The sequence below is a fragment of the Curtobacterium sp. MCPF17_021 genome, from assembly GCF_003234605.2.
GTDB lineage: Bacteria > Actinomycetota > Actinomycetes > Actinomycetales > Microbacteriaceae > Curtobacterium > Curtobacterium flaccumfaciens.
Genome location: NZ_CP126252.1, coordinates 282,621 through 295,424, shown reverse-complemented (window position 1 = coordinate 295,424; position 12,804 = coordinate 282,621). Strand labels below are relative to the sequence as shown.

Sequence of the window (12,804 nt, the reverse complement as noted above, 5' to 3'; positions counted from 1 at the left end):
GCCCGGATTGGAGAAAGTCGTGGCCGATCTCAGCGCCCGCGTCCTCGAGCTCGTCGCATCGGGGCAGGCCGCCAGCCGGACCGAGATCGCGAAGGTGCTCGGAGCCGCCCCGTCGACCGTCTCGCACGTCGTCGGCCAGCTCCTGGAGCACGGGATCCTCGCCGAGGAAGGCACGGACGTCTCGACCGGCGGTCGCCCCCGCAAGGTGCTCCGCATCGGCGGTGTCGACGAGTACGCGGTCGCCGCGGACGTCGGTGGCGGGCACGCGCGCATCGGCGTGGTCCTGCCTGGAGGCGCGCTCGAGTCGGTCGCGAACGTCCCGTTCGCGCTCTCCGACGGTCCGACCGCCGGGCTCCAGCGCCTGGCCGCGCTGCTCGAGCGGCTCGCCGACGACCGTGGTCGCGAAGGGCTGCGGGGCGTCGGACTCAGCCTGCCCGGGCCGGTCGACGTCGTCGCCGGGGTCGTGGACCTGCCGAGCCGGATGCCGGGGTGGAACGGGTTCCCCGTGGCCGCGTGGCTGAGCGACCGGTTCGGCCTGCCGGCGATCGTCGACAACGACGCGAACTGCATGGCGGCGGGTGAGCAGACCGTCCAGGATCCCGCTCGACGCCAGACCATCACGATCAAGGCCGGCTCGGCGATCGGCGCGGGCATCGTCATCGACGGTCGGCTCTACCGGGGGTCGACCGGTGCGGCCGGGGACATCACGCACGTGCGGATCGACGCCGCCGGGGACACCCCGTGCTCGTGCGGCAACACCGGCTGCCTGGAGACGGTGGCGTCCGGTGCCGCCCTGGTCCGGATCCTGTCGAACGCGGGGGTCGACGTCGCCTCGACCGCCGACGTCGTCCGGCTCGCCTCGGACGCGCACCCCGAGGCCACCCGTGCCGTGCGGATGGCGGGCAAGTACCTGGGCGAGGTGCTCGCCGCCAACGTGAACTTCTTCAACCCGGACGCCGTCTACCTGGGCGGCATCCTGTCGACCCTCGACCCGTTCATCGCCGCCGTGCGGAGCCAGCTCTACGAGAGCTGCCACCCGCTGATGACCCAGCACCTGGCCATCGAGCCGGTGTCGCTCGGTGCCGATGCCGGGCTCGTCGGCGCCGGGCAGTTCGCGCTGCAGCGGGGCCTCGCCGCCTCGCTCGAGGAGCTCTCCGCGCCCATCCCCCAGTCCACCACCAGGAACAGGAGCGTCCGTGTCTGAGACCGGTCCCGTCACCCCCGCCGCCCCCGCCAGCACCGCTGGTGCCCGTCGCCCGGTCATCGCCATCGCCGGGCTCGCCATCGAGACCTCGACGTTCACGCCGACCCGGACCCACGCCCCCGCGTTCCACCCGGACCGCGGCGACGAGGCCGTCGCCCGGTACCCGTTCCTGGCGACCATGGCGGACCGGGCGGACTTCCGCGGGGCGCTCATCGGGCACGCGCTGCCCGGCGGGATCGTCGACCGGGCGTCGTACGAAGCCCTGGCCGACGAGATCGTCGAGCGGTTGGGTGCGATGGGTCCGGTCGACGGGCTCTGGTACGACATCCACGGCGCGATGGTGGTCGAGGGGCTCGACGACGCGGAGACGGACCTGCTCGGTCGCATCCGCGCGGTCGTCGGCCCCGACGTCATCGTGTCCGCGTCGATGGACCTGCACGGCAACGTCACGCGCGAGCTCGCCCACCAGGTCGACCTCGTCACGTGCTACCGGATGGCCCCGCACGAGGACACCCTCGAGACGAAGGAGCGTGCCGTCCGGAACCTCGTCGACGTGCTCACCGAACGACCCGTCGGTGCGCAGCGACCCGTGAAGGCCTGGATCCCGATCCCCGTCCTGCTGCCGGGCGAGCAGACCTCGACCCGTCTCGAGCCGGCGAAGTCCCTGTACGCGCAGGTCCCGCTCGTCGAGCAGACCGAGGGCGTGCTCGACGCCGCGATCTGGGTCGGGTACGCCTGGGCCGACCAGCCCCGCGACCAGGCCGTCACCGTCGTCACCGGGTGGGACGAGGCCGCCGTCGCCGCCGGTGCCGAGCGGCTCGCGGCGGCGTTCTGGGACGTCCGCGAGGACTTCGTGTTCGTCGCCCCAACCGGCACGTTCGAGGAGTGCCTCGACGCCGCGCTCGCCCCGGGCGCAGCGAAGCCGTACTTCGTCTCGGACTCCGGCGACAACCCGACGGCCGGCGGCTCCGGCGACATGACCTGGGGCCTGACGCAGGTGCTCGCCCGCCCGGAGTTCCAGGACCCGTCCGGCCCGACCGTCATCTACGCGAGCGTGCCCGGACCGGCCGCGGTCGCCGCGGCGGTGGACGCCGGCGTCGGTGCGACGATCACCGTGACCGCCGGTGCGTCGGTGGACCACGTGCATGCCGGCCCGATCACGATGACCGGGCGGGTGCACGCGATCAAGCACGGCGACCGTGACGCCGAGACCGAGGTCGTGCTGCAGGTCGGTAGCGTCTTCGCGATCCTGACGAAGCTGCGGAAGCCGTACCACCACGAGCACGACTTCACCGACCTCGACCTGGCGCCGCGGCAGGCGGACGTCGTCATCGTGAAGATCGGGTACCTCGAACCGGAGCTGTTCGACATGTCCGCCGACTGGATGCTCGCGCTCACCCCGGGCGGTGTCGACCAGGACCTGCTGCGCCTCGGGCACCACAGGATCGAGCGCCCGATGTTCCCCTACGATCGAGTGTTCCCGACGGCACCGGACCTCCGCGCCCGCATCGTCCCCGCCTCCAACGAACCGCTCGGAGCCCCTGCATGAGCACCACCGCCGCACTCGAGATCGCCGTCACCTCACCCGCCGGTGCGATCACCGCGCGGGACGGTGGCGCCGACCGCGTCGAACTCTGCGTCGGTCTCGAGCTCGGCGGGCTCACGCCCTCACAGGCCCTGGTCGAGACGACCCACGAGACGGGGATCCCCGCGCACGCGCTGGTCCGCTGCCGCCCGGGCGGGTTCGTGCACTCCCCCGACGAGGTCGACCTCATGGTGCGTGAGGTCCGCACGGTCCTGCGCTCCGGTGCCGCCGGCGTCGTGGTCGGAGCCCTGCGCCCGGACCGGACCCTCGACGAGGACACCCTCCGCCGCTTCGTCGAGGCCGCCCGCTCCGTCAGCGCCACCGCCGAGGTCACCCTGCACCGCGCGATCGACCACGCCACCGATCCCGTCGCCGCCGCCGGGTCGCTCGCGGCGCTCGGGTTCACCCGCGTCCTGACCTCGGGCGCCGCCCCCACCGCGGTCGCCGGTGCGGCGACGATCGCGCGCATGGTCGAGGCCGCCGGGCCCGTGCAGGTGATGGCCGGCGCCGGGGTCACCCCCGCCGACGTCCGCGCACTGCTCGCCACCGGTGCCGCCGCCGTGCACCTGTCGGCCAAGCGTCCGGCCGCGGACAGCACGCACGCCGGGGTGCCGATGGGCGCCGGGGACGACGGCTCGGCGCACTTCGTCACCGACGCCGAGGTCGTCGCGGCCGCGCGGCGCGCGCTCGACGCCTGAGTCGTTCCAGACCCGCACCGAGGCCCCGGACCCACACTGGGCTCCGGACCCGCACCGGGTTCGAGGTGCGGCGCGTGGCGGACGCACACCGCGCCTCCAGGCCATTCCGTGACCACCCAGAGGGACCCGCTCCTACGGTCGGCACCACCTGACCCGAACGGAGACCCGTGTCCACTCCCCTGACCGACAGCACCGAGCCCGACACCCGCCGCGCCGAGGTGGCGCGGTTCCTCGAGGAGCGCCGCGAGCACCTGGTCCGGCAGCTCAGCGAGTGGGTCCGCATCCCGTCCGTCGCATCGCAACCCGAACGGGCGATCGAGGTCGACCGGTCCGCGCACTGGCTGGCCGGAGCGATGCGCGAAGCGGGGCTCGAGACCGAGATCCTGCAGGCCGGTCCCGCCCCCGCCGTGTACGGCGAACTCCTGGTCGACCCCGCACTGCCGACGGTCCTCGTCTACAGCCACCACGACGTCCGGCACGCGAAGCCCGAGGAGTGGCACGAGACCTCACCGTGGGAACCGGTGTTCCGCGACGGCCGCCTGTACGGACGCGGGGCCTCGGACGCGAAGGGGCAGGTGCTCGCTCACCTGTGGGGGCTGCGCGCGCACCTCGCCACCCGACCGGACGGCACCCCGGCCGTCAACCTCAAGTTCGTCGTCGAAGGAGAAGAGGAGCTCGGCTCCAGCCACTTCGCCGACCTGCTCGACGCCGAGCACGAGCGTCTGGCGTGCGACGTGGTCGTGTTCTCGGACACCCTGCAGTGGAAGGCCGGCAACCCCGCCGTCGTCACGTCGATGCGCGGCATGACGGGTGCGACCCTCACCGTCACCGGTCCCGCGCGCGACGTCCACAGCGGCGCGGTCTCCGGACCGGCCCCGAACCCGGTGCACGCCCTCGTCACCGTGCTCGCGGCACTGCACGACGACGAGGGGCGGATCACCATCCCCGGGTTCCTGGACGACGTGGACGAACTCAGTGACGAACGCCGTGCCGAGCTGCAGGCACTCGATTTCGACCCCGACGTCTGGGTGGAGCGGACCGAGACCGGCGCGATCACCGGCGAAGCGGGGTTCTCGGTCGAGGAGCGGCTCTGGGCGCGGCCGTCGATCGAGGTGCTGACGCTGCTCGCCGGGGACCCCACCGGGTTCCCGCGAGCCGTCGTCCCGCGCGAGGCCACCGCCGAGATCAGCATCCGGACCGTGCCGGGACAGCGGGTGCAGGCCGTCGCCGAGCAGCTGCGTCGGTTCGTCCGGGACACGATGCCCGACGGCGTGACCTACGAGCTCACGATCCCCGAGGAGAGCGGACAGGACCCGTACGTCACCCCGACGGGGCCGGCCCTCGACGCTCTGGTGCGGGCGATGGAACTGGGGCACGGCACGGAGACCGCCGGGCGGATGGGGAACGCCGGGGGCGGTCCGGCGGAACTGCTCGGCCGGGTGTTCGACGCACCCGTCCTGTTCGTCGGGACCGGCTTGCCGGAGGACCACTGGCACTCCAGTGACGAGAGCATCGACCTGCGGACCCTGCTCGACGGCGCGGCGACGATCGCGCACCTGTGGAACGAGCTCGGGGCCGAGGGGAATGGATCGCAGCACTCCGGGGCTTGATGCCCCCATGACATCGTCAGCAGAACGCCGCGGGTGGCTCAGCGTCACGTCCGTCGCACTCGGGTCGTTCGTGCTCGTCCTGTCCGAGTTCCTGCCCATCGGGCTGCTCCCCGCCATCGCCGACGACCTGGACGTCGGCATCGGGACCGCCGGCCTGATGGTCGTCGCCACCGGACTCGTCGGAGCCGTCGCCGCACCGGTCGTCACCGTCCTGACCTCGCGACTCGACCGCCGCGTGGTGCTCGTGTCCCTGACCGTGCTGCTCGTGGTCGCCGACGGCCTCGCCGCGATCGCGCCGTCGTTCTGGGTGCTGCTCCTCGCACGGATGCTGCTCGGTGTCGGCATCGGGGGCTTCTGGGCCATCGGGGCCGGGATCGCCGGGCGACTCGTCCGGCCGGAGCTGACGATCCGCGCGACCTCGCTCATCACGGCCGGCGTCTCCGTCGCGACCGTCGTGAGCCTGCCGCTCGGCGCCCTGGTGTCGTCGCTCGCCAGCTGGCGTCTCGGCTTCGTGATCGGCGGGGCGCTCGGCCTCGTCGCCTTCGTCCTGCAGCTGGCGATGCTGCCGCGGATCCCCGCGCAGCAGCGGGTGCGGTTCGCCACGCTCGGGTCACTGCTCCGCGTGCCCCGTGCCCGGGTCGGGCTGATCGCGGCGGCGTTCGTCTTCGCCGCCCAGTTCGCCGCGTACACCTACATCGCGCCGTACCTGCAGCAGCTCGTCGGCGTCGGCCCGGACACCGTGACGATCGCGCTGCTGGTGTTCGGCGTCGCGGGCATCGTGGGGAACTTCGCCGCCGGCTTCACGCTCGACCGCAGTGTCCTCGGCACCATCGGCGCGTCGAAGTTCGTGCTCGCGGTGGCCGTCGTGCTGCTGCCGCTGCTCGCCCACTCCGTCGTGGGGGTCTTCGTCCTGCTCGTCGTCTGGGGTCTGGTGTGGGGTGCGCTGCCGCTCGGGATGCAGACGTGGATGTCGACGGCGTCGCCGGCCGGGTCCGAGACCGGGCTCGCGCTGTTCGTCACGACGATCCAGCTCGCGATCGCCGCCGGTTCGGTGGTCGGTGGGGCCGCGGTGTCGTCGTTCGGCCTGGCTGCCGACTTCTGGCTGGCCGGTGGGGTCGCGATCGTCGGTGCCGTGGTGCTCGTCGCGATGGGGCTGCGGAAGTCGAGCGCCGTGCCGGCGGTCGAGCCGGTCGCGGCCGACCCGACGCCGACCGGCCCGGTGGCCGTCGCCTGCCCCTGACGCCGGTCGGGGCTGGTCGTGACCGGTAGGGATCGGTAGGGATCGGTCAGGTCAGTGTGACGATGCGGTCGGCCGCGGCGATCGCCGCAGGGTCGTGGGCCGCGTGCACGACCACGACGCCGGTTGCGGCCTCGTCGGCGAGCGCCGCCACCACGAGCGCCGCCGAGTCGGCGTCGACCCCCGCGGTCGGTTCGTCCACCAGCAGCACCCCGGCACGCTGCGCCAGCCCGAGCGCGACGAGCGTCCGCTGACGTTGTCCGCCCGACAGCTCCTCGACGGGCCGGTCGGCGAGGTCCGTGATCGCCATCCGCTCGAGCTGCGCCTCGACGATCGCCCGGTCGGCGCGTCCGAGCGGCCGCCACCACGCGCGGTGCCGCCACCGCCCCATCGTGACGGCCGCTCGGACGGTGAGCGGGAGCGTGGTCGGCGGCACGGACTGGGTCACGTAGGCGACACCGTCGGACGGGAGGCCCGTCACCCGCCCGGCGGTCGGCCGCACGACGTCCGCGACCACGTCGAGCAGCGTCGACTTGCCGGATCCGTTCGGTCCGGTGACCGCGGTGACGACCCCGGCGGGGAACGTCACGTCGAGCGCGTCGAGGACGGTCCGGCCGCCGAGGACGACCGTCACCCGGTCCAGGTGGGCGGCGGATCGGGGCTCGGCGGGGTCGGTCGGCTCGGTCGCAGGCACCTGAGCACGCTATCAGTATCGATACTCGTTTTCATGTAGCCTCTCCGACCGTGACCTGGCTGACCGATCCGTTCTCCGTCGACTTCATGGTGCGCGCCCTGGTCGGCGGCTCCCTGGCGGCGGTCCTCTGCGCCGTGGTCGGCACCTGGGTGCTGGTCCGGGGCATGGCGTTCCTGGGCGAGGCGCTCTCGCACGGCATGCTGCCCGGCGTCGCGATCGCCACCCTGACCGGGATCCCGCCGGTGCTCGGTGCCGCGGTGAGCGCGGGCGTGATGGTGCTCGGCGTCGGGGCACTGCGTCGTCGTGCACGACTGTCGTACGACACCTCGATCGGCCTGCTCTTCGTCGGGATGCTCGCACTCGGCGTGATCATCGTGTCGTCCTCGCGGTCGTTCGCCACCGACGTCACCGCGATCCTGTTCGGCGACGTCCTCGCCGTCACCCGGGAGGACGTCGGTGGCCTCGCGATCGCCGCGGCCGTCGCCCTGGCCGTCGCCGTGGCGTTCCACCGACCCTTCACCGCACTGGCGTTCGACACCCGCAAGGCCACGACGCTCGGACTGCACCCACGACTGGCCGAGGTCGTGCTCATCGGGCTCGTCACCCTGGCGGTCGTCGCCTCGTACCGGGCCGTCGGCACCCTGCTCGTCGTGGGCCTGCTGCTCGCGCCGGCGGCCGCCGCCCACGCTTGGACCCGGCACGTGGCCTCGACGATGCTCCTCGGCGCCGGCATCGGTGCCGCCGCCGTCCTCGTCGGGCTGCTCGTCTCCTGGCACGCCGGCACCGCCGCCGGCGCGAGCATCGCCGCGGTCGCCGTCGCCAGCGTCCTGGTCTCACGCGCCCTGGCCGTCGTCGTCCTGCGGCGCACCCCGATCCCGACACCGGCACGCGCGGCCGCGCCGGCAGCACCACGATCCGCCGCACCGTCTCGAGAGGGAGCATGAAGCACTCGACCACCAGCCGCGCCCCCGCGCGCCTCCTGTCCACGATCGGCCTCGCCACCGGCCTGGCCCTCACCGTCACCGCCTGTTCCACGGGCACCCCGTCGGCCGACGGCTCGACCGGCACCGCCCGTCCCCACGGTTACGTGGCGGGCGCGAGCGAGTCCCAGGAACCCCAGGTGCGCCTCCTGGCCGTGTCGGCGACCGGCGCGACCGCACTGCACGACCTGCTCACCGAGGAGACCACCGAACTCGACGACGTGGACGCACCGGAGCACTCGGCGACCGACGGCCGGTTCCTCGTGACGAGCGACGCCGACCGCACGACGATCGTCGACGGCGGGTCCTGGACCGTCGACCACGGCGACCACACGCACTACTACGCCGCCGAGCCGCGGGTGGTGGGCACGATCGACGGCGGTGGCCGGGTCGAGGTGCACTCGTCCGAGACCATGACGACGATCGCCTGGCCGGACCGCACCGAGGCCGTCGTGCTCGACCGCGAGGCGCTGGGTCAGGGCGAGGTCGACGAGACCGCACGGATCGACGCGAGCGTCCTGCTGCCGATGGGCGAGCATCTCGTTGCGGCCGACGGCGACACGGTCCGCGTGCTCGACGCGGACGGCGAGGCGACCGACCCCGCCGGCACCGCACTGACCTGCACCGACCCCGCCGGCGGGATCGTCACCCGCGCCGGTGCCGTCGTGGGCTGCGCCGACGGAGCGGTCGTGGTGGACGACGCCGGCGAGCCCTCGTTCGTCGACCTGCCCGACGGCGCCGAGCGTCCGACCGCCTTCGCCGCACGCGCCGGCCGGCCCACCGTCGCCGGACTGGCCGGCACCACCGGGTTCTGGTTGCTCGACGTGCGCGAGGGCTCCTGGCGGCTCGTGCCGACCGAACGGCCCCTGCGCGCCGTGGTCGCGGTGGACGACGAGGACGAGCACGTGGTCGGGGTCGACGACTCCGGGCGGGTGGTCGTCGTGACCGCCTCGACGGGGAAGGTGGCCACGACGAAGGCGCTCATCGACACCGGCGCAGACGGCCCCGCACCGCTGCTGCAGCTCGACGCCCAGCGCGCCTACCTGGCCGACCCCACGGACGGCACCGTGCACGAGATCGACTTCGCCGACGGCGCCCGGGTCGCCCGCACGATCGAGCTCCCCGTCGCCCCCGTCGCCTTCGCCGAGGTCGGACTGTGACGGGCACCAGGGCCCTGATCGCGGGCCTGGTCGCCGCAGCCGTCGCCCTCGTCGCCACGGGGTGCACCACCGCCGGCTCCGACCGACCCCTCGTCGCGGTGACGACGAACATCCTCGGCGGCGTCGTCAGCGAAGTCGTCGGGGACCAGGCCGACGTCATGGTCCTCATGCCCCCGGGCGCCGACCCCCACTCGTTCGAGGTCTCCGCGCAGGAAGCCGCACGACTGCGGAGCGCCGACCTGGTGGTCGAGAACGGGCTCGGGCTCGAAGAAGGGGTCGCCCGTCACGTCGCGGCGGCGGCCGAGGACGGCGTGCCGGTCTCCACCGCCGGGGACGCGTTCGCCCCGCTGGAGTGGACCACCGAGGACGACAGCGGCCCCGACCCGCACTTCTGGACCGACCCGGCCCGGATGGTCGACGTGGTCGAGGCCCTCGACCAGGATCTGCGCGACAACGGCATCGAGCCGACCGGCACCGATGCCTACCTGGACGAGCTCCGCGACCTGGACGACACGATGACGACCGCGTTCCGGACCGTGCCCGAGGAACGCCGGGCGCTCGTCACGAACCACCACGTGTTCGGCTACCTGGCCGACCACTACGGGTTCCGGGTCGTCGGGGCGGTGATCCCGAGCGGGACCACCCTGGCCTCCCCGAGCGCCGCCGACCTGCGCGATCTGGCCGACGCCATCGACGAGGCGGGGGTCCGGACGATCTTCGCCGACGCCTCGCAGCCCGCGCGACTGGCCGAGGTGCTCGCGGAAGAGGTCGACCTGCACGTCGAGATCCGACCGCTGGCGACGGAGTCCCTCACCGAGGACGGCGACGCCTCCACCTACCTCGGCATGATGCGCTCGAACACCGAGGCCATCGTCGACGGCCTGTCGACTGGTAATTGAGAATGAGAATCAATACAGTGAGCGACATGACGAACACGAAGACGCTCCGGGCCGTGTGGCCCGCCGCCCTGCTCGGCGCGGCCGCCCTGGCCCTGACCGGGTGCGCCACGAACACCGACGCCGGGTCCGACACCACTGCGACCCCGAAGGCCGACGGGACCCGCATCACCCTGACCTACGACGGCGGCCTGCTCGTCCTCGACCAGGACCTGCAGGTGGTGGCCGACGACGCGATCGACGGCTTCACCCGGGTCAACCCCGCCGGCGACGGACGCCACGTGCTCGTCACCGTGCCCGAGGGCTTCCGGGTCCTCGACACCCAGGCCGAGCCGGCCCTGACCGACGCGGTGTTCCCCGCCGACACCGGCGGCCACGCGGTCGTCCACGGTGACCGCACCGCCCTGTTCGCCGACGGCACCGGGGACGTGACGACGTTCGACCACACCGAGCTCGACGGCGCCGACCTGCCCGAGGTCGAGACGACGAAGTCCGAGGCCGCCCACCACGGCGTCGCGATCGAGCTCGAGGACGGCACGCTCCTGACGACCATCGGCACCGAGGAGAGCCGCTCCGGCGTGCGCGCCCTGGACGCCGACGGCGAGGAGATCACCCGGTCCGAGGAGTGCCCCGACGTGCACGGCGAGGGTGCGGTCAAGGGTGAGGTCGCGGTGTTCGGCTGCACCGACGGCGCCCTGGTCTACCAGGACGGCGCGTTCGAGAAGATCGACGCCCCGACCGAGTACGGCCGCACCGGCAACCTGTTCACCACCGAGGACTCGTCCGTCGCCGTCGGCGACTACAACGACGACCCCGACAGCGAGGGGTACCTGCTCGACCAGATCGCCCTGATCGACGCGGCCTCGGGGAAGTACACCGTCGCGGACATGCCCGACGGCGTCGGCTTCACGTTCCGCGACCTCGCCCGCGGCCCCGGTGACGAGGCCGTCGTGCTCGGCGACGACGGTGCCCTGCACACCTTCGACGAGACCACCGGCGAGCAGCTGGAGTCGTACGCGGTGATCGACGCGTGGGACGGGCCGGCCGAGTGGCAGGACGCCCACCCGGCCCTGAAGGTCGAGGGTGACGTCGCCTACGTCACCGACCCCGCCGAGCGGAAGGTCCACGCCGTCGACCTGACCACCGGCAAGGTCATCGCCTCGAGCGACGAACTGCCGGGCGTGCCCAACGAGATCGCGGTCGCGTAGCGACGAGCAAGACGAGCGCGCTGCGAGCGCGCGGCGCGGTCCGGAACACGACCCGAGACGGACAGGAGGCCCGTGGCGATCCCGCCACGGGCCTCCTGTCCGCTGTCAGCGCGTGGACCGCGCGACGTCAGCCGCCGTCCGTCAGCCCTTGACCGGGATCGACTGCGCCTTGAGCGCCGCGATGGTCTTGGACTGCCCGGACTCGAGCGCCTCGGCCAACGTGCCCGAGCCGGACGCCGCCTGCCCGAAGCCGTCGGAGACGTCCGAGTAGGTCTGCGTCATCGTCGGGCCCCAGGTGAAGGGCTGGATGTCCTTCGCCGCGGTGGCGAACTCCTCGTAGATCTTCTGGCCGCCGTAGAAGTCGAGGCCCTCGGTCAGGGCCGGCAGGTCGGCGCCGGTGGTCGAGGCCGGGTACAGGTTGGCCTCCTTGTTCAGTGCGGAGAGCGCCTCGGTCGAGGTGTTCAGCCAGACCAGGAACTTCGACGCCTCGGCCGGGTGCTTGCTACCCGCGAAGACGACGTTCGACGAACCGCCCCAGGCGGCCGACTTGGTCTCACCGGACTTCCACTGCGGCATCGGCGCGACGGCCCACTTGCCCGAGGTCGACGGCGCACCGCTCGAGATGGTGTTCGCACCCCAGACCGCGGAGACCCAGGTCCAGTCCTTGCCGCTGTCGTAGGCGTTGTTCCACTGGTCGGTGAAGCTCGGCAGGGTGTTGACGAGCTTCTTGTCGATCAGGTCCTGCCAGTAGTCGGCGACCTTCTTCGACGCGGCGTCGTCGAGGTTGACCTTCCAGTCCTGGCCCGAGTTCTCGAACCACTGGCCACCGGCCTGCGAGACGAGCCCGGCGAACTGGTTGACGTCACCCTTGGCGAAGTTGGTGATGTTGCCGCCGAGCGCCTTGATCTTCACGGCGTCCTCGGCGTACTCCTCCCACGTCTTCGGAGCGTCGAGACCGGCCTTCTCGAACAGGTCCTTGCGGTAGTACAGCGCCATCGGACCGGAGTCCTGCGGCACGGCGTAGACCGACTTCGACTCACCGAAGGTCACCTGGTTCCACAGGCCGTCGGAGAAGTCCTGCTTCGCGTCGCTGATGCCGGCGCACGCGCCGATGTCCTCGAGGCCACCCTGCACGCGGAACGCCGGCAGGGTGTCGTACTCGACCTGGCCGATGTCCGGCGCCTGCTTGGCCTTCAGCTGGTTGAAGAAGTTCTGGTAGGTGCCGCTGTTGCCGTTCGCGACGATCGAGACCTTGACCTGGATGTCCGGGGTGGCCTTGTTCCAGATCGCGACGACCTTGTCCATGTTCGGCACCCAGGTCGTGAAGTCGAGGGTGACCTTGCCGTCCGAGGGCTTGCAGCTGGCGGCCGCGGTGTCGGATCCACCGCCGCTGCTGCCGCCGGTGCTGCAGCCGGCGAGGGCCACGGTGGCGGCCACGGCGATCGCGGCGACGCTGAGGAACTTCGTTGTCTTCATGCTGTTTCCGTTCGGATGTGGTGTGGGGAGAGCTGGTGCGGGAAGGGGTGCGGGTC

The 12,804-nt window shown here is 72.5% G+C and carries 11 protein-coding genes; 9 read left to right on the top strand and 2 right to left on the bottom strand.

The window, feature by feature from the left end; translation table 11 throughout:
- Window positions 1–19 precede the first annotated feature (19 nt).
- The 5 genes from DEJ29_RS01455 to DEJ29_RS01435 all read left to right on the top strand — a co-directional run bounded on the left by DEJ29_RS01455 (window position 20) and on the right by DEJ29_RS01435 (window position 6,337).
- Entirely contained in the window at window positions 20–1,204 is a 1,185-nt protein-coding gene (locus tag DEJ29_RS01455; RefSeq protein ID WP_083404204.1) for an ROK family protein, read from the top strand.
- On the top strand, window positions 1,197–2,753 hold the full coding sequence (locus tag DEJ29_RS01450) for a M81 family metallopeptidase (protein WP_111094391.1): 1,557 nt from the start codon (window positions 1,197–1,199) through the stop codon (window positions 2,751–2,753). The genes DEJ29_RS01455 and DEJ29_RS01450 overlap by 8 nt, the downstream gene beginning before the upstream one ends.
- Window positions 2,750–3,487, top strand: coding sequence for a copper homeostasis protein CutC (locus DEJ29_RS01445; protein ID WP_111094392.1), 738 nt, complete (start codon window positions 2,750–2,752; stop codon window positions 3,485–3,487). The genes DEJ29_RS01450 and DEJ29_RS01445 overlap by 4 nt, the downstream gene beginning before the upstream one ends.
- Before the next feature lie 167 nt (window positions 3,488–3,654).
- Window positions 3,655–5,097: a M20/M25/M40 family metallo-hydrolase gene (locus DEJ29_RS01440; RefSeq protein WP_220037315.1), complete on the top strand. Its 1,443-nt coding sequence runs from the start codon at window positions 3,655–3,657 to the stop codon at window positions 5,095–5,097.
- 7 nt (window positions 5,098–5,104) lie between these two features.
- Window positions 5,105–6,337, top strand: coding sequence for an MFS transporter (locus DEJ29_RS01435; RefSeq protein ID WP_111094393.1), 1,233 nt, complete (start codon window positions 5,105–5,107; stop codon window positions 6,335–6,337).
- Window positions 6,338–6,383: 46 nt separating this feature from the next.
- Here the strand turns inward: DEJ29_RS01435 and aztA are convergent, their stop codons facing one another.
- Complete coding sequence (gene aztA / locus DEJ29_RS01430; RefSeq protein WP_258375897.1) at window positions 6,384–7,028, bottom strand: zinc ABC transporter ATP-binding protein AztA; 645 nt, start codon at window positions 7,026–7,028, stop codon at window positions 6,384–6,386.
- 50 nt (window positions 7,029–7,078) lie between these two features.
- Between aztA and aztB the strand changes: the two genes are divergently transcribed.
- From aztB to DEJ29_RS01410, 4 genes are read left to right on the top strand one after another with little or no spacing between them, the layout of a single operon-like run.
- Window positions 7,079–7,972, top strand: a complete 894-nt coding sequence (aztB, locus tag DEJ29_RS01425; protein WP_111094394.1) for a zinc ABC transporter permease AztB — start codon at window positions 7,079–7,081, stop codon at window positions 7,970–7,972.
- Window positions 7,969–9,168 carry a YncE family protein gene (locus DEJ29_RS01420; RefSeq protein WP_111094395.1) on the top strand — a complete coding sequence of 400 codons (1,200 nt, stop codon included), beginning with the start codon at window positions 7,969–7,971 and terminating at the stop codon, window positions 9,166–9,168. The genes aztB and DEJ29_RS01420 overlap by 4 nt, the downstream gene beginning before the upstream one ends.
- Window positions 9,165–10,067, top strand: a complete 903-nt coding sequence (locus DEJ29_RS01415; protein WP_258375898.1) for a metal ABC transporter substrate-binding protein — start codon at window positions 9,165–9,167, stop codon at window positions 10,065–10,067. Before DEJ29_RS01420 ends, DEJ29_RS01415 begins: the two co-directional genes overlap by 4 nt.
- A gap of 26 nt (window positions 10,068–10,093) precedes the next feature.
- Complete coding sequence (locus DEJ29_RS01410; RefSeq protein ID WP_111094396.1) at window positions 10,094–11,272, top strand: hypothetical protein; 1,179 nt, start codon at window positions 10,094–10,096, stop codon at window positions 11,270–11,272.
- 141 nt (window positions 11,273–11,413) lie between these two features.
- Here DEJ29_RS01410 and DEJ29_RS01405 read toward each other — a convergent pair whose 3' ends face one another.
- On the bottom strand, window positions 11,414–12,748 hold the full coding sequence (locus tag DEJ29_RS01405; RefSeq protein WP_111094397.1) for an ABC transporter substrate-binding protein: 1,335 nt from the start codon (window positions 12,746–12,748) through the stop codon (window positions 11,414–11,416).
- Window positions 12,749–12,804 lie beyond the last annotated feature (56 nt).

Bases quoted from the DNA above. Each gene is read 5' to 3' on its own strand.
- DEJ29_RS01445 (WP_111094392.1), top strand. From the start codon at position 2,750: ATGAGCACCACCGCCGCACTCGAGATCGCCGTCACCTCACCCGCCGGT.
- DEJ29_RS01435 (WP_111094393.1), top strand. From the start codon at position 5,105: ATGACATCGTCAGCAGAACGCCGCGGGTGGCTCAGCGTCACGTCCGTC.
- DEJ29_RS01420 (WP_111094395.1), top strand. From the start codon at position 7,969: ATGAAGCACTCGACCACCAGCCGCGCCCCCGCGCGCCTCCTGTCCACG.
- DEJ29_RS01410 (WP_111094396.1), top strand. From the start codon at position 10,094: ATGACGAACACGAAGACGCTCCGGGCCGTGTGGCCCGCCGCCCTGCTC.
- DEJ29_RS01405 (WP_111094397.1), bottom strand. From the start codon at position 12,748: ATGAAGACAACGAAGTTCCTCAGCGTCGCCGCGATCGCCGTGGCCGCC.